This is a genomic window from Mycobacterium sp. (assembly GCF_019247635.1).
In the GTDB taxonomy this organism is placed as follows: domain Bacteria; phylum Actinomycetota; class Actinomycetes; order Mycobacteriales; family Mycobacteriaceae; genus Mycobacterium.
This window is the reverse complement of record NZ_JAFBAR010000079.1, coordinates 21,967-40,181: the sequence shown is the minus strand read 5'-3', so window position 1 is coordinate 40,181 and position 18,215 is coordinate 21,967. Positions and strand designations below refer to the sequence as shown.

Here is an 18,215-nt window from a genome sequence, read left to right as displayed (position 1 = left end):
GCTGTCGCCGCTCGAGGAGGTGGTGCGCGCCAATCTTTTCGTCGAAGACGGTGAGCAGCTTCGGTTTCGGCATGACTTGCTGCGCGATTGCACCCGGAAGTCGTTGCCGCAGTCGCTGCGGCGGGCGATGGAGCGCCAGGCGGCGTCAGTCATGCTTGGCATGGGGGCGGCACCGGTCGAGGTGGCCACCCAATTGGCACGCAGCGCCGAGGTGGGCGACAAAGAGGCGATAGGCGCGCTGCGGCAAGCCGCGCGATCGGTTGCCGACAACGATGCCAGTGCGGGCGCGGACTTGAGCAAGCGGGCGTTGGAACTATTGCCCGCCGATGACGCCGAGCACGGGTCAATGGTCGCCGAAACGGTGGAGTTGCTCAACCGGGCCAGCCGCTATGAAGAGGCCGAGGACTTGGCAGTTGCGGCGCTCGCGGAGACCGTCTCACCCGACGAGGAAGCCGAAATCCGTTTGCGCGTCGCAACGCTCACAAAACACAGCCCACACCGTCGAGTGGAGGAGAATCGCCGAGCGTTGCAGCTCCGTGGCATCAGCGACGTGATCAGGGCACGACATCTGGCGTCGCTGGCCTTCAACCTCTCAGCGAGCGGCCTCGCCGGTCAAGCTCGGGCCGCAGCAGACGAGGCCGCCGTGGCTGCGGCCAACACCGATGATCTCGAGTCGAGAATCATGTCCAGCCTCACCACCGCGTTGCTCGACTACGGGGAGGCGCAAGCGGACCGCGCCCTGTACCGACTCAGCGAGATCTGCGCCGTTGCTCGCGCGAGTGATGCTGCGGCAGCACATAACTTGGCCGCAATCCACTACGCGACCCTGTTGGCGGTCGTCGGCCGATTGGACGACGCGGCTAGCCAAATCACTGACGGCACAGAACGGGCCCGCCGGGAAGGTAACACGATGGCCCTTGCAATTTGGGCCTCGATTGACGGGATGGTTCACCTCACTGCGGGCCGGTTGTCTGCTGCTCGCGCCGCGGTCGAGGCCCTGCCGCGCCCACAGCGGACAGGCATGACCGAGCCAGACGCGCTGCGCATGTTGACCCTGGCTGAGGTGGCGTTCCACACCGACGATCGAAACCTGTTGAACGAGATGGTCAATGACGCGCGCAACGCATACTCCACTAGTTCGACTGCCGCAGGTCGGTCAGCGGCGCATGTGCTGGCGCTGGCAGCGTGGCAGCGCGGCGACGTCCACGACGCGATGCGCTGGCTGGGTGGCGACCTCACCCTGTTCGCACCACCACTCACACCGACGTTCCTAGATCGGCTCATCTTGGGTGGGCGGGTGGCAGCAGCGGCAGGCGACGCCGGCTTGCGCGTGCGGGTATTGCATGCCATCGAGGCGCTGGAGCTTGAAGGGCCACCGGTGCCGCTGTTTGCAGGAGTGGCCGGGTATGCCCGCGGGATAGTCGAGCGGGACGCCGCAGCACTGGTGGCCGCCGCGGGGGCGCTCGAATCGTTATCGCGGCCACTGCTTTACGCCGGAGCCGCCGAGGACGCGGGCGTGGAATTCGCGCGCATCGACCACGCTCACGAAGCGGTTGATCTACTCAATGCCGCCTTCGATACCTACGTGAGCCACGAGGCGCTCGGCGATGCACGCCGGGTGGGCCGCGAGTTGCGTCGGTTAGGCGTCGAGCGGCGCATTGTCAGCCGCCCGCGGACGAAAACGGGCTGGGACAGCCTCACCGACTCCGAGCTCAAGGTCGTCGACCTGATTACGCGCGGTGCGGCAAACCGCGACGTCGCGACCCAGCTGAACCTTTCACTTCACACGGTGAAGACCCATGTGCACAATGCGTTCGCCAAGCTGGGCATCAACTCGCGCGCCCAGCTGGCACAGTTTGTGCGCGGCTCTGATTGATATGCCCTGGTTAGGCACGTTTCCGCCTAGTACTACATCCACCCGGCACTAAACCTCAATCCTCGGGCGATGGTTTGCGGCGCGCGTCGCAGCGACCGTAGTACTCGAGAACAAATCGCACTCTCACCCAGCGGCCGCCCGGCTGGCACGACTCCGCGATAGCGGCGCCACGCAAAGGCGTTGCGGCGCTGACAAAACCACCAAAACAAATCAAGAAGGAGAAACCAAAAATGATCACCGATCCCTTCCAACAGAAGGCTTACGACGCTGTCGCGGCCGCGCTGCCGTTCGCGATTGATCCTGCGAAGATCAGCGTGGAGCGCGGCGTGTCCTACCTGCCGAGCCCGATCAAGCTGCACGACTACGCCGTTGGCGTGATGTCCGCGTTCGGCTCGGTCGTCGAACATCTCGGCCGTGTTCGCGGCCTGCCGGCCCAGACCATGACCCTGAACCGCCGGCTGTGCGGGTTTCATCTCAACGAGTTTCAGACCCAATTCCTCAACGGCTACTCGATCATGATGGACACCTGGCCGATGGGCGCTGACAACGGGACCTACCGCACGAAGGACGGCCGTTACGTCCAGTTGATTGGTTTTTTCCCGCACATGGTCAATGCGCTGCTGAGCCATCTGCAGTGCGCGGATACCCCTGAGGCGATCCAGGCCGCCGTCGAGAAATACACCGCTCAGCAACTCGAAGATGACGTCGCCGCTGGACTCAACCTGTCGCTAGGCGTGGTGCGCACCCCGCAGGAATGGCTGGCCCACCCGCAGGGCGCAGCAACGGCCAAGCTGCCCTTGGTCGACATCCAACAACTGGGCGTCACCAAAAAGCGCGTGCTGGGGGCCGCGAAGTATCGCCCGCTGGAAGGCGTGCGGGTGGTCGACCTGACCAACGTCGTCGCCGGTCCCACCGCCGGGTTTGCGCTGGCCGACCAGGGCGCGGATGTCATCGCGGTCCGTAACCCCTCCGGCGACTGGGCGACGCCGGTCTTTCTGAGCCTCAGCTGGGGCAAGAAAAACATCATGATCAATATAAAAAGCCCCGACGGGAAGAAGCGCTTCACCGACCTGCTGGCCAGCGCGGACGTGCTGATCAGCAGCCAGCGACCCGGCGCGCTGGCGCGTCTTGGTCTCGGCGAGGCCGAACTGCGGGAAATCAATCCCAACCTCGTGTACGGGTCCGAGTCATACGCCTCCCGTGGTACGCCATGGGCCGGGCGCCGCGGATTCGAGCAGATTGCGCAGGCGGTCACCGGCACCATGCACCTGCATTCCGAGGGTCTGGGTCTGGACGCTCCCACCGTGACCTCCGGCCTGATGAATGACCACATCACCGGGTATCTGGTCGCCATCGCGGTGGTGGCGGCACTGGCCGAGCGGGAGGAGCAAGGCGGTTTCTGGCGCGTCGATGCGTCGCTCACGCGTACTTCGATGCTCGGCAACGAGCTCGTCGGGTCAGTCGACGACGAACACTATGCGCCGGTCACCGTGCAGGACTTGATCGAGCACGGCGTGGATCAGGACAGCCCCTGGGGAACCTTTACGCGGTTCACTCCCCCGGTCACGTTCAGCCATACGCCGTCGTTCGCGCTGCTCCCGCCCGCATGGCCGGGTACATATCCCGACACCACCGGGTGGACGCAGAATCCGGCCGGCGACGCGCCACCGCCGGTGCCGCACTATCCATCGAAGTTGGCCCGCGAGAAGGGCATCCGCAATCTCACGCCGAACTTCGGCATCGAGGATCGCGCGGACGGCGGCGGTGTCGTCGGCTTTGCTTCCAAGCCGGAGGCGGTCGAAGCCCAGCTGAGAAAGTACGCGGCAGTCCGCGTTTAGGCCTCAGGCGCCTGGGCCGGGCCGGCGGTCGCAACACCAGAAAACAAGCTTCCTGCCAAGGGATTCTCCCGCGGCATCGAAGAACAGAACACACAGTTACAACAAATGAAACCCGTTGTCGGAAGGTCACTTTCGATGACACACCGAAAGGAAATACTATGCAAAAGTCAACCGAAAACCCGTCCGTTTTCCGCCATCTCTGGAAATCGATGCTCGCGCTAGGGCTGCTCGGCCTCACCCTGGGCGTCGTGGTGCTGATTTGGCCCGGCAAGTCGGTCGTCGTCGCAGCAGCGCTGTTCGGCGTTTACCTGCTGGCGTCGGGCATCACACAGGCAATTGCCGCGTTTACGGTGGATGTTTCCACTAGCAGCCGGGTGGTGCTGTCCATCAGCGGCGCGCTGTCAGTCGCGTTGGGCGTCTACGCCTTCCACGACTTTAATAATGGCGCCGCCTTGTGGGTCCTGGCCACCTGGATCGGAATCGGATTCATGTTCCAAGGTGCCGCGGAGACCGTCGTGGCGATCAACCACAAGGAACTGCCCGAACGCGGCTGGCACATCTTCGCCGGAGTGCTGAGCCTGCTCGCCGGCATGGTGGTCATTGCCCTGCCGATCAGCTCGATCTTGGTCCTGGCGATCGTGGCCGGGGCGTGGCTGGTCGTTATCGGGACCGCGCAAGTTGTGTGGGCCGTGAAGGCGCGCAAGGCGGGAGCCGAAGTCGAGCGAGTTGTCGACTCGTTGACGCCTAACCCCATCGGCTAGCTCACCATTCGGCGGGCTGGGGCGCGCGGAGCGCCTCAGCCCGCCGAACCGATGACGGAGCCGATGACGGGAATCGAACCCGCGTATTCAGCTTGGGAAGCTGATGTTCTGCCATTGAACTACATCGGCGGTGCTGCCTCGAAAGGCTAGCATCCGGGCGCCGACGTGCTCGTCAATGATGCCGCCGGGTCTTGAACCAGCAACCGGTCACCCTCTTGCTATTTCGTCGCCTCGTAATGTGCCTCGAGGGGGCCGGCATGAATTAGCCAGGAAACGGCCTAAGTCGCCAGCGTTCCTGGCTACGGCCATTGTCCCTACGGTCGTCTTGTTCGCGGCGGCGGCAGGCGTTCACCGCACGCCCCAAGGGCGGGCAAGCCTACCTCCGCTGAGCGGCGCGGTACGGCTACGCTCGGCGGGTGCTGCTCTCCGATCGTGACCTCAGGGCCGAAATCGCCGCGGGGCGAGTGGGTATCGATCCGTTCGACGACACCCTGGTTCAGCCGTCCAGCATCGACGTTCGCCTCGACCGTATGTTCCGGGTTTTCAACAACACCCGCTACACCCACATCGATCCCGCCAAGCAGCAGGACGAGCTGACCAGCCTGGTGGAACCGGTCGAAGGGGAACCATTCGTGTTGCACCCGGGCGAGTTCGTACTCGGCTCGACGCTCGAACTGTTCACGCTTCCGGAAGACCTGGCCGGACGGCTGGAAGGCAAGTCGTCGCTGGGCCGGCTGGGCCTGCTGACGCACTCCACCGCGGGGTTCATCGATCCCGGCTTCAGCGGTCACATCACGCTTGAGTTGTCCAACGTCGCCAACCTGCCGATCACCCTGTGGCCCGGCATGAAGATCGGCCAGCTGTGCATCCTCAAATTGACCAGCCCGGCGGAGCATCCCTACGGCAGTTCGGGCGTCGGATCCAAGTACCAGGGACAGCGGGGTCCGACGCCGTCACGGTCATATCAGAACTTCATAAGGACTACATAGCTTCGAAGTGCACGCTCGTAACACGTTTGCGGCGATAATTGACGTTCGGGCTGTTACCTCCGCAGCCGTGGCTTGGTGAGAAGACCTTGGGAGGGGTTTTGGACGTCGTACTCGGGGTTTCCATGGCACCCGCAGCTGTTGGCATGGTGCTGGTCGAGGGGGAAGACGGCGACGGACTGATCGTCGAGGAAGACAATTTCCGGGTCACCGCGGCGGATGATGACGCCCCCACCGACAGCGCGCACACCCGGGTGCTTTCCGCCATTCTGGGCACCCGCGAAGGTGCGGTCGATGCCGGCGTGCGGCTGTCCTCCATCGGCGTGACCTGGACCGACCAGATCGAGGCGGCCGCCCTGCGCGACGCGCTGGCCACCTACAAGGTCGAGAACGTCATGCTGGTCTCGGCGTTCTTGGCGGCCGCGGCGCTGGGACAGTCGGTCGGCGGAGCCGTTGGTTACGAACGCACCGCGGTGTTGTTCGTCGAGCCCGACACCGCGACCTTGGCGGTGGTGGACAGCGCCGACGGGTCGATTTGCGAACTCAGCCATCACGCATTGTCCGACGACGACGCCACGGCGGTGGCCGAACTGGTCGCGATGGTTGCCGATGCGGAGTCCATGGAGACTTGCCCGGACGGCCTGTACGTGGTCGGCGGTTCCGGCATCGACGTGACCGTGATCAAGCCCGTTCTGGAGGCGGCGACATCGCTGACGGTGAGCGTGCCGGAGGACCAGGAGACGGCACTGGCCCGGGGCGCGGCGTTGGCCTCGGCGAACGCACCACTATTCGTGTCGTCGACGGCTGCGCTCGCCTACGCACAGGACGCAGGCACCGGTTCCCTCGAATCCCTTGCCCTGGCCGACTACCTTCGCGCGCCCGAGGGTCCCGCAGCCGACGACGGTGGGGAAATCCGCGGCTACAGCGCTGTCGCGGACGACGACGACATCGACACAGTTCTGCTTGGCGGGGCTCCCGCCGAAAGCCAGCAACGGCGCAGGCCCGTCCTGCTGCTCGGCAGCGCGGCGGCGGTGGTCGTCATCAGCGCGGTCGTGGCCCTGGAGATTGCGCTGGCGATCAGAATTCGCCCGGCCGTCGCTTTACAACCCAGCCCCAGCGAAAACCACCTGGTAGTGCCGACCCAGCAGGCGCTGGTGCCGACGGAGGCGTCGGCCCCACGCCCGAAGTTCAGCTTGCCGGCGCCGGCGGTGGCCCCGCGTGCGGTGGCCCCTCAAGTGGCGGCTCCGATGCCGGCGGCCCCGGCGGTTCCTGCGCCAGTGGCTCCGGTGGAGCCCGCGCCGGTCGTCGTTCCGCCGGTGCCGATCGTGGTCCCGCGCATCGAGGCGCCCCTTCCTCAGGAGGCGATTCGCCCGCAGTTGCCACAGGTTCCGGTGCGGGTGGCGCCCGTGCTGCCGCAGCTCCCCCAACCTCGCGGGATGCAACCCGGCTTCGGCGGCCCGGAGCCGCAGTCGCCCTTCCGCGGAACTCCCCCGGAGCTGGATCCGTCGCACACTCCCGGCGGCGAGCCCGAGATTCCGGGACGCGGCGGTCCGTTTGGCGGCGGTGGGCACGGTGGCCTACCCGGTGGGCCGGTGGAACCGGGCAGTGGCGGTCCGTTCGGAGGCGGTCCCTTCGGCGGCGGACACGGTGACGGCGGCGAGGGCGGTCCCTTCGGCGGTGGCGGTCCCTTCGGCGGTAGCGGTCCGTTCGGTGGCGGCGGTGGGTTCCCCGGCTTTGGTGGGGGCCACGGCGGCTTCGGTGGTGGCGGTGGCTTCGGCGGCGGGGGTGGCGGCTTCGGCGGGGGCGGCGGGTTCGGCGGTGGCCACAGCGGCGGCGGCCATGGCGGGGGCCACCGCTAAATCCGCCCCAGGGGTGCACCGGCGGATCGAGGGTAAAATCGCGGTAACGGGGAATGCGGGCTGGGAGCCCGCGACATCAGCTAGCGAACGACTATTGGGGGAGTTGTGGACACCGTACTAGGCGTGTCGATGGCGCCAACGGCAGTTCGGATGGTGCTGGTCGAAGGCGAAAACGGCGACGGCGCCACCGTGGAAGAGGACAATTTCGAAGTCGCGGGGGACTCGGATACAGCAAATGCCAGCGCGGCCAACCAGGTCGTCTCGGCGATCCTGGGCACGCGTGAGGGAGCCGCTCAGGGCGGCTACCAGCTGACGTCGACCGGTGTGACCTGGACCGATCCTCTCGAGGCGGCGGCACTGCGCGACGCGTTGGCCGTCCACAAGGTCGAGAACGTCATGCTGGTCTCGGCGTTTCTGGCCGCGGCCGCGTTGGCTCACGCCGTCGGCAGCGAAACCAACTACACCCAAACCGCGCTGCTGTTCATCGAGCCCGATACCGCGACCCTGGCGATCGTCGACACGGCCGACGGGTCGATTGCCGACGTGCACCGGCAGGCGCTGGCCGATGACGACGACACCGCAGTGGCCCAGTTGGCCGCCATGGTTTCCGACGCCGAAGAGCTGGACACCCGTCCCGACGGGGTGTTGGTGGTTGGCTCCGGTATCGACATCCCGCTCATCAAGCCGGCGCTGGAGGCGGCGACATCGCTTCCGTTGACCGCGCCCGACGAACCGGCTGCCGCGCTGGCCCGGGGAGCGGCGCTGGCATCGGCCAACGCGCCGCTTTTCGCGTCGTCCACCGCGGCGCGTGCCTACGCGCAGGATCCCGGAACCGGCGCCATGGACTCATACGCGTTGGCCCCCAACTACTTTGACGTGCCCGCCGGTGAGTACGACAGCTCCCTCGCCTACAGCGCCACCCCGGACGAATTCACCGGCACCCAGACGGTTGTCGTCGGCGAAGCCGAGCGGAAGCCGTTCTTGTTGCTAGGCAGTGTGCTGGCATCGATCTTCATCATCGGTGTTGTGGCGCTGGTTGTTTCGCTGGCCGTCAGCATCCGGACAACGGCCGGCGTGCGGCCCGATCCCGGTCAGAGCGTCGTGGCGCCGACGCAAGCGGCCCCCGTAGCCCCGGCCGCACCGGCCGCTCCCGCACCGGCCGCTCCAGCACCGGCGGCACCGGCGCCGGAGGCCCAGGTTCCCGCTTCCGTGCCGCAGGCACCGGCCCCTGCCCCGGTTTCCGTGCCCGAGGCTCCGGCGCCGGCCGCCACGGTCCCGGACGCTCCGGCCCCGGTTCCGGATGCCCCCGCTCCGGCGGCGCCCGCTCCTGCCGTGCCCGCCCCCGCGGCCCCTGCCCCGGTACCGGTGGCGCCCATTCCCGTACCGATCCCGTTGCCGATCTTCGGTGGGCCTGTCATCGGAGGTCCGTTCGGAGGCGGTGGTCACGGCGGCGGCGGATTCCCCGGTGGCGGGGGTCACGGTCACGGCGGGTTCGGACACCGCTAGCGGCCACCTGTCACCTGCCGTTCGCCTCCCGCTCAGCGTCGCGATGCAGTTAGCTCATCGCGGCCACCTACACACGGTGGTATGCGATGCACCGTCTTTGGCACGGGGTATTTGGGTGCCACCCACGCCGTCGGGATGGCGGAGCTGGGGCACGAGGTAATCGGGGTCGATATCGACCCGGGTAAGGTCGCCAAGCTCTCTGGTGGTGACATTCCGTTCTACGAGCCCGGCCTGCGAAAGCTGTTGACCAACAACCTCGCTGCGGGACGGCTGCGGTTCACCACCGACTACGACCTGGCCGCCGAGTTCGCCGATGTGCATTTCCTCGGGGTTGGCACACCGCAGAAGAGGGGTGAGTACGGCGCTGACCTGTGCCACGTCCACGCCGTCATCGACGCACTGGTGCCCCGGCTGACCAGGTCAGCTGTGCTTGTCGGCAAGTCGACGGTCCCCGTGGGCACGGCAGTCGAGTTGGGCGAGCGGGCCGCGGCGCTGGCGGCCCCGGGAGTCGACGTCGAAATCGCTTGGAATCCAGAGTTCCTGCGCGAGGGCTACGCCGTGCGCGACACGCTGAACCCCGATCGGATTGTGCTTGGCGTGCAACATGATTCGATGCGCGCGGAGCCAGCCGTGCGCGAATTATATGCGCCGCTGTTGGAGGCGGATGTGCCGTTCCTGGTTACCGACTTGCAGACGGCGGAGTTGGTCAAGGTTTCCGCCAATGCCTTTCTGGCGACCAAGATTTCGTTTATCAACGCGGTGTCCGAGGTGTGCGAGGCCGCGGGGGCCGACGTGGCGGTGTTGGCCGACGCGCTTGGCTACGATCCGCGGATCGGGCGCCAGTGTCTCAATGCAGGTTTGGGTTTCGGGGGCGGCTGCCTACCCAAGGACATCCGCGCGTTCATGGCCCGCGCCGGCGAGCTGGGAGCCAACCAGGCCCTGACGTTCCTGCGCGAGGTGGACAGCATCAACATGCGCCGCCGTACCCGGATGGTCGAGCTGGCCACAGCGGCGTGCGGCGGTTCGTTGCTGGGGGCCAACATCGCCGTCCTGGGAGCCGCATTCAAACCCGAATCCGACGACGTGCGTGACTCGCCCGCACTGAACGTCGCCGGGCAGCTACAGCTCAACGGCGCCGCGGTTAATGTGTACGACCCGAAGGCTCTGGACAACGCGCGCCGCCAGTTCCCCACGCTGAACTACGCGGTTTCGGTGGCGGAGGCCTGCGAGCGTGCGGATGCGGTGTTGGTGCTGACCGAATGGCAGGAGTTCACCGAGCTCGACCCGCACGACCTTGCCGACCAGGTACGCGCGCAGGTCGTCGTCGACGGCCGCAATTGCCTTGACGTGGGCCGCTGGCAAGAGGCGGGGTGGCGAGTGTTCAGGCTGGGAGTGTCACGGCCTACGCCGTGACACGTCCCGCGGTTGTCCGAGGCACGTTGCGCGGCCGGCCCCCGGCACGGAGGAAGCCGCCGGTGCGCTCGCGTCCGAGGAGCTCGGTGGGCTGCCCGTCCCGGAACACCTCGCTGCCGGAGACGAAGACGGCGTTGACCGTCTGATCGTTGCGGTTCACCATGCGTGAAAGTCCGCCATAGGCAGCAACATTGGCTTCATGGTAGGAATCCAGCGACGCGTCGAGGCGCTGCGGATCGATTACCGCCAGGTCAGCCCAGTCGCCGACGCGGAGGTGACCGGCGTCCAGCCCGTACCAGTCGGCAAGCTCTCCGGTGAGCCGGTGCACGGCCTGCTCGACGGACATGAACGGCCGGCCCGCGTTTTCGGCGTCCCGCACGTGCCGGAGCAGACGCAGTCCGCAGTTGTAGAACGCCATATTCCGCAGGTGCGCTCCCGCGTCGGAAAAGCCCATCTGCAGGCCGCTCTGGCGGGCCAGCCGGCGCAGCATCTGCGGGCGATGGTTGGAAATCGTCGTGCGCCAACGGACATCGGTGCCGTACTCGAGCACCAGGTCGAGGAAGGCGTCGACCGGATGCAGTCCACCGCGCTCCTCCCCGACCTGGCCGAAGGACTTGCCCACCAGCGATTCGTCCGGGCACGACACGATTTCGGCGTCGAAGAAGTCCCGGTGCCACGCGCGCGGGCCGTGCTTGTTGTCGTAGTCCTTGCGGAACCGCCGCCGGTACTCCTGGTCACGCAGTAGCTCGTTGCGTTCGAGTTCGTCCTTGAGATGCAGCGCCGCGGCGCCCGATCCGAACTCCTCGAACACCACCAGGTCGATCCCGTCGGCGTACACCTCGAAAGGCACGGGCAGGTGCTGGAAGCGGAAGTCACCGCCAAGCCGGTTCACGATGGCAGACAGCGTGCTCGTCAACCACATCGCACCCCGTGACGACTTCATGTCCGCCGCCGCCAACAGGCTGGTCTTCAGCCGGGGCCGCCGGATCCCCAGGGACTGAAAAGCCTGCGAGACGATGTTCTGCGGATGCGTGATGTCGGGCCCAGACTGCAGAGTGCGGCCCGTCCGGCGCAGCAGTGACTTGAGCCGACGCAGCTCGCGGGCTTTCGCATACGTCGAGGGCAGGGTACGCGATCGGCAGGTTTCGCCGTCTATCTTGTCGAAAAGCAGTTGCTGCGAGGACATTCCGATGAACCCGGCGTTGAGCGCCTCGGCCAGCATGTCTTCCATCCGGGCCTGCTCTGTCGCGGTGGGCCGGACGTCCTTGCGGGTTGCCCGGTCCAGACCCATCGCGGCGGCGCGCATATCGGAATGGCCGAGGAAGGCGGTCACGTTGGGCCCCAACGGCAGCGACTCGAGGGCCTCGACGTACTCCTGCGCGCTGGTCCACGACTTGTGTTCGCCGACAATACGGACCACGTGCTCGTGCGGGATTGCTTCCACCCGGCCGAACAGGTCGGCGGCATCGCCGGCGTCGACGTGGACGGTCGACAGCGAGCACGACCCCATCACGATCGTGGTGACGCCATGCCGCAGCGATTCCGACAACGACGGGGCCGCCAACACCTCGGCGTCGTAGTGGGTGTGGATGTCGATGATGCCGGGGATCACCCATTTCCCTTGGGCATCAACGACATTCGGGCAGCCAGCGGTGTCGAGGGAGTCCGGGGTCACGGCGGCGATTCTGCCGTCGCGGATGCCGACGTTGCGAATCGCCGAGGGCCCGCCGGTCCCGTCAAACCATCGCCCGTTGGTGAGAACCGCATCGAACGGCAAAGCAACCACCTCCACTTGGCTGGACAGTTTATCGGAAATGTCAATCCAGCGTCATCTCGGAGGACAAGACGGGTGCCACCCAGCGTCGTAGATAGGCCCGGAGCACCTCGCCGGTACGCGGCGGTCGACCGGGGTCGATCATGAAGGACTGCAGAATGCGCAGCGTGTACTCGGAAAGTTCGTCGAGGTCGGCGTCGTCGAGCCCGAACTCCGCCCAGTCGACGTCCAGACCCGCGAGCAGGCCGTGCCCGAATCTGATTCCCATTTCCGACGTGACCCCCGTCGAGGCCTTTGCGAAATTGTGGATCAACATCAACTGCACGTGATTGTCGCCGGGCAGCCATTCCAGCGTGTAGGCGAGGCTCTCCACGAGAGCATCGACCGGATCTGTTACGCCCGCCAGATGTCCAGCCAGTCGCTGCAGAAACCTCATTCCCGAGCGCGTGGCCGCCGCTTCGAGGAGCGCAGGGGTCCCGGAGAAGTAGTTGTAGACCGTCTGCCGTGACACGCCCAGCGCTCGCGCCACGTCGGCGATCCTGATGTCGCCGCCGCGCTCGTCAATTGCTTTGCTCGCGGCGTCGAGGATACGTTCGACGGCCTCTTCGTCACTCGCGGGCGCGGCGCCGCCCCACCCATGGGTGCGCATGGCTGTGAGTCTAGAAAGGCCTCAGCTGCGCTGGTACACCCTCACCCGGTCGTTGACACCCCACCATTGGACAGGCCGGTGGGAATCGACTTCGGTCCAGTCCCGGTCCAGGATCGCGTGCATCTCGTCGTCGCCGGTCCCGCCGCCGCGGCCCTGACCGATGTAGATCACGCGGCCCCCCCGATAGGCCGCCAACACACGCGCGCCCACGTCCTGGCCAAAGGGCGGCCACGACAGGAATAGCGTCCTGTCCGGGTGAAGCGCCGCGGCTTCGACGCAGTCCTTCGCTGCGACCGTCATATGGAGGTCTTCGCCGTGCCAACCGTTGACGTGCAGTTCCGCACCCGGGTTGATGTCGTAGCAGACGGTGTCCACTTCCACCTGCGCAAGCAGGTAGGCCCAGTACCCCGTGCCGGCGAGCGGATCGACCAGGCCGCCGTGAGCGTGCTGGGCCACAAAAGCGACGGTATCGGGGTCGGGAATGGTCCAGGAGTACTTCCTGATGAGCAGTTGCCGATTCGGGAAGCGGGCCATGCTCTCTTCGACGCTGCGGTCCAAACGGAACTCGCCGACGACCGGATTGCCCCGCAGGCTATCGGGCTCGACGAGATCCTTGATGGCCTCCCAGTAGGGATTGTCGATGGCCACGCCCGATTTTAGAAGGGCGGTGGCTGGTTGCGCTCCGCGACGTGCGCTGCATTGAGGGCGCGCTCGGCGTCGATGCGGCGAGCACGGTCTTGGGCCCGGGTACGGCGGCGGATGGGCATCATGATCGTGCGCAGACCGGTAGCCGGTTGTGCCGTCGGGGCCGTCGGCAATTCGCCGGTGGGCAGGCACAATTTCGGCACTAGCAGTCGACTACCTGGTCGGGTGGTGTGCGTGCGTCCACTGGGCGACGTCCAGATGACGGTACCGTCGGGTTGCTGTCGATCGCGCCAACCGCGAAAAGTCTTGAGCAAGTGGTGTTTTCGACACAGGCACTTGAGGTTCGACGGGTGCGTGGGCCCGAGTGGGTAGGGCACCGTGTGGTCGATGTCGATGGATTGCGCGGGTCGATCGCAACCGGGGAAGCGGCAAGTCATGTCGCGGCAGCGGATGAAGCGTGCCAGTTTCGCGGACGGGTGATATCCGGCCTCGGGGAGGGCGTCGGCAAACGTGTCCACGGGGCAGATCTTGGCGCCGTTGGCGACGAGTTCGGCCAGCTGTGCGGCGGGCACCACGCCCCCACCGACGATGTGCGCTGAGGGCAACCAGATCCCGGGAGGTTCGGGATCGGGCGCTAGCGCCTCGCTCAGGAGAGTCTTGGGGGTAATGGGCCGCCGCTCGACCTCGCCGGATGTGTGCGGGTCCGGCTGGGCGTCGAGTGATTCGGCGTCGGTGACGACGTGGATGACCACCGCGGTGGCCCGCGGGTCGGTATCGGCGCGGGCGGGGCACTCGTCGGTGGTGCAGGCGCACGCGAGATGCTCGCCACCGGCGGCAAGAACGCCCAGTGCGTCCGCGCGGCGCTGGTCAATGGTGCGTGGGTCGTCATCGCAGACCGCGTGGGCCATCTCTATGAGCCGGCGATCCAACACGGCCGCGTCGGTGGCCAGCAGCGACCCCCACAGGGACGCGGTTCCGGTGTGGTTGTCGGCGGGAGAAATGTCGACGTGGCGCCCGCGTGCGCTGGCCCGGGCCCGGCGCAGGGCACCGGGGTCGTGGCGGTCAACGATGGCGTCGATGGCTTGGGCCGTCTTGCTGACGGACAGCGGTCCGTATCGCTCGGCATCCGTCGCCAACGCGGCGTCGACGACGGCCATCGTATCGACGTCTTTGATCAGATCGGTGTGCCAGACTATGGCGCTGGCCAGCCGCAGACTGATGGTGCCGTCCGCCAGCAGCGCCGCAACCTTGGGGAGCCGGTCGGCCAAAGCGCAGGCCAGGTACATCTGGCTGGACGCCAAATTGTGGCTGATGTTCTGAACGGCGGCCACTTCGGCGGCGATGGCGTCCCAGTTGTCGCAGGACCAGTGGGCGCTGTGGGTGGGGCCGTCGGCATGGCGCTGAACCAACTCGGCGATCGCGGACAGACGGCGGGCGGCGGCAACGGATTCCGCGCGGGCGGACTCCTCGATGGCGGCCACCAGAGCCGTATCGCGCTCGTCGAACATACTTTCGAACCTAATGGCTGGCGGTCAGCGATGCACCCGGCGCGCCTGACGGATCAGCCGAGCTGTGGATAAAGGAGCGACTGTGGATAACTTCGGCGCGAAGGCCCGCACCGTAGCGCGCAGCCACGCCCGATCGTGCTGACATTCGCCGACCCGGCGATGCCGCGTAGCCTGACCAGCGTGGACTTTGCGTCGGCATACCTCGAGCAGACCCGCGCCTTCGGCGAACTGATCCGCAACGCGGACCCGGCCACGCCGGTGCCCACCTGCCCGGACTGGAACCTCGACCAACTGTTCCGTCACGTCGGTCGCGGGGACCGCTGGGCGGCACAGATCGTCAGGGACAAACGAGACCAGTTCCTCGATTTCCGCAGCGTCGAGGCGGGCAAGCCGCCGCCGGACCGCGACGATGCGATCTCCTGGTTGAACGGCGGCGCGCAGCGGCTCGTGGACGCCGTCGAACTGACGGGCGTGGAAACGCCGGTGTGGACGTTCCTCGGTCCACGACCGGCAAACTGGTGGGTTCGGCGCCGGCTGCACGAGAACGCGGTCCACCGGGCCGACGCGGCGATAGCCCTCGGCAGGGAGTTCACGCTGGCGCCCGACGTGGCGGCGGACGGAATCGACGAATGGCTTGAGCGCCTGGTGATCCAGGCGGGACGCGAGGGCGCTGCGCTGCCGCTCGAGCAAGGCGACACCATTCATCTGCATGCCACCGATCCCGGGCTCGGTGAATCGGGCGAATGGACGATTGATGTCGATGACGACGGCATCGTCTGGTCGCATGAGCACGGCAAGGGGACGGTCGCACTGCGCGGCGGCGCCACCGAGCTGCTGCTGGCGATGTTGCGCCGGGTTCCGCTTGCCGACACCGGTATCGAGCGCTTTGGCGACGAAGCCGTGTGGCAAAAATGGCTGGACCGTACCCCTCTTTAAACTTGCAGACCATGACGACATCGGAGATCGCCACCGTTCTGGCTTGGCACGACGCCCTCAACACCTCCGACCTCGAGACCTTGGTGGCGTTATCCAGCGACGACATCGATATCGGCGATGCGCACGGAGCCGCACAGGGCCACGAGGCGCTGCGCAGGTGGGCATCCTGCCGGAATGCGACGGCAGAGCTCGGCCGGATGTACGTGCACGACGGCGTGGTCGTCGTCGAACAGAAGATCACCGGCCCGGACAGCATCACCACCGCCGCATCGGCATTCCGGGTGGTCCACGACCACGTCACCGCGGTGTTCGGCCACGACGACCTCGCGTCGGCGCTGGCGGCTACCGAGCTCACCGAGGCCGACCGGGTCGACTGAACTATGCGTGGGATCATTCTCGCCGGCGGCTCGGGCACCCGCCTGTACCCGATCACAATGGGCATCAGTAAGCAGCTGCTGCCGGTCTACGACAAGCCGATGATCTACTACCCGCTGACCACGCTGATGATGGCCGGCATCCGTGACATCCAGCTGATCACCACCGCCCACGACGCGCCCGGCTTTCACCGGCTACTTGGCGACGGTGCGCAGTTCGGGGTCAACATCAGCTATGCGACTCAGGACCAACCCGACGGTCTGGCACAGGCTTTCGTTATCGGCGCCAACCACATAGGGACCGATTCGGTGGCTTTGGTGCTGGGAGACAACATTTTCTACGGGCCAGGCCTGGGTACCAGCCTGAGCCGGTTCCAATCGATAAGCGGTGGAGCCATTTTCGCGTATTGGGTGGCCAACCCGTCGGCGTACGGTGTCGTCGAGTTCAATGCCGAAGGGATGGCGCTATCGCTGGAGGAGAAGCCGGTCACGCCGAAGTCGCAATACGCGGTGCCGGGATTGTATTTCTACGACAACGACGTGATCGAAATCGCAAGGGGCTTAAAGAAATCCGCGCGGGGTGAGTACGAGATCACCGAGGTCAACCAGATTTATCTGAATCGGGGTCGGCTGGGGGTGGAAGTGTTGGCCCGCGGCACGGCATGGCTGGACACCGGAACTTTCGATTCGCTGCTGGACGCGGCCGACTATGTCCGCACGCTCGAGCGCCGGCAGGGCTTGAAGATCAGCATCCCCGAAGAGGTGGCGTGGCGGCTGGGGTGGATCGACGACGAGCAGTTGGCACAACGGGCCCACACCCTGGTCAAGTCCGGGTATGGCGGTTATCTGCTGGAGCTGTTGGAGCGGGGCTGATTTCGCTCGGTTTGGCCAATGCCGCGGCGATCGCGGTGGTCAACGGCACCGACAGCGCCAGCGCGATCCCGCCTACCGCAGACCGGGCGATCTCGATGGCCACACTCTCGCTGATCAACACGTCGCCCAGCGATCGGTTAGCGACGCTGAACAGCAACAGCAGCGGCAGCGAACTGCCGGCATAAGCCAGCACCAGGGTGTACACCGTGCTGGCGATGTGATCGCGGCCGACCCGGATCGCGCCAGCGAAAACGGCCCGCCGGGTCCCGCCGAGGTGGGCGAGTTCGAACACGGTCGACGCCTGCGTCACGGTGACATCGTTGAGCACGCCCAATGACCCAATGATGAACCCGGCCAACAGCAGACCGCTGATCGAGACGTTGCCCAGGTAGGCGGCGACTTGTGAGTTCTGGTCGTCGGACAGCCCGGTCAGATGCGCGAAATCGATTGCGACCCAAGATAATCCAGCCGCAAGCAGCAATGAGGACAACGTGCCCAGCAATGCGGCGCTGGTGCGCAGGTTGACCCCGTGCGCGAGGTAGATCACCGCGTACAGGATCGCCGCGGAGGCCACCAGTGTCACGGGTATCGCGGGCGCGCCGTCACGCAGCGCCGGCAGCAGGAACACCACCAGCACCAGGAACGCGACCACAATGCCGGCCAGCGCCAGCAACCCGCGCCATCGGGCTACCGCAACGACCACCACCGCGAACGCCAGCGCGAGCCCGGTCAGCGGCCAGCCGCGTTCGAAGTCGTAGAACGCGTAGCTGGTGGTGCCCCGGTCATCGACCTGCCGGACGAGCCGGATATGGTCACCCACCGCGAACTGGGGCTGACTCGGGCCGGGGGAGGATTCCAACAGAGTGCTGGCGCCCGCGTTCGGTCCGGAATCGATCGCGGCCAGGGTCAATATGCATCGCCCGGTGCCCGGGGCGGCCGGCCGCGGCGTCGTCGTCAGAACCTGTCCGGCCGACGGGCTGCCGCAGTCGCCCAGCCCGCTGGACAGCACGTGGCCGGACTGGGTGGTGACCGCGCCGCCGTTGGCATTCTGGAACGGCATCGGGATGTCGACGTGTTGACGACTCGGCCATAGCCAGACCGCACCGGCGATGACGGCCACTCCTATCACTGCCAGCAGCCCGACGACGATCTTGGCGGGCAGCGGATTCAGCGAGGACCGGGCTGACGGCAGGCTATGCGAGTGTGAGTGGGTCACC

At 66.5% G+C, this 18,215-nt stretch carries 15 protein-coding genes and 1 tRNA gene; 10 read left to right on the top strand and 6 right to left on the bottom strand.

Going from position 1 to position 18,215, the window contains the following annotated elements; translation table 11 throughout:
• The 3 genes from JO236_RS12215 to JO236_RS12205 all read left to right on the top strand — a co-directional run.
• A partial coding sequence (locus tag JO236_RS12215) for a helix-turn-helix domain-containing protein (protein ID WP_293330038.1) occupies positions 1 to 1,876 on the top strand: 1,876 nt, incomplete at its 5' end.
• Positions 1,877 to 2,106: 230 nt separating this feature from the next.
• Positions 2,107 to 3,714, top strand: coding sequence for a CoA transferase (locus JO236_RS12210; protein ID WP_293330035.1), 1,608 nt, complete (start codon positions 2,107 to 2,109; stop codon positions 3,712 to 3,714).
• 158 nt (positions 3,715 to 3,872) lie between these two features.
• On the top strand, positions 3,873 to 4,475 hold the full coding sequence (locus JO236_RS12205) for an HdeD family acid-resistance protein (protein ID WP_293330032.1): 603 nt from the start codon (positions 3,873 to 3,875) through the stop codon (positions 4,473 to 4,475).
• 58 nt (positions 4,476 to 4,533) lie between these two features.
• On the opposite strand, the gene JO236_RS12200 is transcribed toward JO236_RS12205, so the two are convergent.
• Positions 4,534 to 4,604: transfer RNA gene (locus JO236_RS12200), tRNA-Gly, on the bottom strand.
• 287 nt (positions 4,605 to 4,891) lie between these two features.
• Between JO236_RS12200 and dcd the strand changes: the two genes are divergently transcribed.
• The 4 genes from dcd (at position 4,892) to JO236_RS12180 (ending at position 10,239) form a co-directional block, all read left to right on the top strand.
• The gene (dcd, locus tag JO236_RS12195; RefSeq protein WP_293330029.1) at positions 4,892 to 5,464 is read left to right on the top strand and encodes a dCTP deaminase; all 573 of its coding nucleotides are present in this window, start codon (positions 4,892 to 4,894) and stop codon (positions 5,462 to 5,464) included.
• 122 nt (positions 5,465 to 5,586) lie between these two features.
• On the top strand, positions 5,587 to 7,320 hold the full coding sequence (locus JO236_RS12190) for a hypothetical protein (protein ID WP_293330026.1): 1,734 nt from the start codon (positions 5,587 to 5,589) through the stop codon (positions 7,318 to 7,320).
• Between the two features lie 105 nt (positions 7,321 to 7,425).
• Entirely contained in the window at positions 7,426 to 8,826 is a 1,401-nt protein-coding gene (locus JO236_RS12185) for a hypothetical protein (RefSeq protein WP_416362227.1), read from the top strand.
• A gap of 81 nt (positions 8,827 to 8,907) precedes the next feature.
• Positions 8,908 to 10,239: a UDP-glucose dehydrogenase family protein gene (locus JO236_RS12180; RefSeq protein ID WP_293330023.1), complete on the top strand. Its 1,332-nt coding sequence runs from the start codon at positions 8,908 to 8,910 to the stop codon at positions 10,237 to 10,239.
• Here the strand turns inward: JO236_RS12180 and JO236_RS12175 are convergent.
• Genes JO236_RS12175 through JO236_RS12160 form a run of 4 tightly spaced genes read right to left on the bottom strand, consistent with a single transcriptional unit; the run spans position 10,229 to position 14,815 of the window.
• A complete protein-coding gene (locus JO236_RS12175; protein WP_416362228.1) occupies positions 10,229 to 12,025 on the bottom strand; it encodes an N-acyl-D-amino-acid deacylase family protein in 1,797 nt (598 codons plus the stop codon). The two genes, JO236_RS12180 and JO236_RS12175, sit on opposite strands and share 11 nt — an antisense overlap.
• A 31-nt stretch (positions 12,026 to 12,056) precedes the next feature.
• Positions 12,057 to 12,662: a TetR/AcrR family transcriptional regulator gene (locus tag JO236_RS12170; RefSeq protein WP_293330020.1), complete on the bottom strand. Its 606-nt coding sequence runs from the start codon at positions 12,660 to 12,662 to the stop codon at positions 12,057 to 12,059.
• 21 nt (positions 12,663 to 12,683) lie between these two features.
• Positions 12,684 to 13,310, bottom strand: a complete 627-nt coding sequence (locus JO236_RS12165) for a hypothetical protein (RefSeq protein WP_293330017.1) — start codon at positions 13,308 to 13,310, stop codon at positions 12,684 to 12,686.
• A gap of 8 nt (positions 13,311 to 13,318) precedes the next feature.
• Positions 13,319 to 14,815: an HNH endonuclease signature motif containing protein gene (locus tag JO236_RS12160; protein ID WP_293330014.1), complete on the bottom strand. Its 1,497-nt coding sequence runs from the start codon at positions 14,813 to 14,815 to the stop codon at positions 13,319 to 13,321.
• Between the two features lie 180 nt (positions 14,816 to 14,995).
• Between JO236_RS12160 and JO236_RS12155 the strand changes: the two genes are divergently transcribed.
• From JO236_RS12155 to rfbA, 3 genes are read left to right on the top strand one after another with little or no spacing between them, the layout of a single operon-like run.
• On the top strand, positions 14,996 to 15,751 hold the full coding sequence (locus tag JO236_RS12155) for a maleylpyruvate isomerase family mycothiol-dependent enzyme (RefSeq protein WP_293330011.1): 756 nt from the start codon (positions 14,996 to 14,998) through the stop codon (positions 15,749 to 15,751).
• A gap of 11 nt (positions 15,752 to 15,762) precedes the next feature.
• On the top strand, positions 15,763 to 16,128 hold the full coding sequence (locus JO236_RS12150; protein WP_293330008.1) for a nuclear transport factor 2 family protein: 366 nt from the start codon (positions 15,763 to 15,765) through the stop codon (positions 16,126 to 16,128).
• Positions 16,129 to 16,131: 3 nt separating this feature from the next.
• Positions 16,132 to 16,998 carry a glucose-1-phosphate thymidylyltransferase RfbA gene (rfbA, locus tag JO236_RS12145; RefSeq protein ID WP_293330005.1) on the top strand — a complete coding sequence of 289 codons (867 nt, stop codon included), beginning with the start codon at positions 16,132 to 16,134 and terminating at the stop codon, positions 16,996 to 16,998.
• Here rfbA and JO236_RS12140 read toward each other — a convergent pair.
• Entirely contained in the window at positions 16,949 to 18,214 is a 1,266-nt protein-coding gene (locus JO236_RS12140; RefSeq protein WP_293330002.1) for a YibE/F family protein, read from the bottom strand. The genes rfbA and JO236_RS12140 overlap by 50 nt on opposite strands.
• Position 18,215 lies beyond the last annotated feature (1 nt).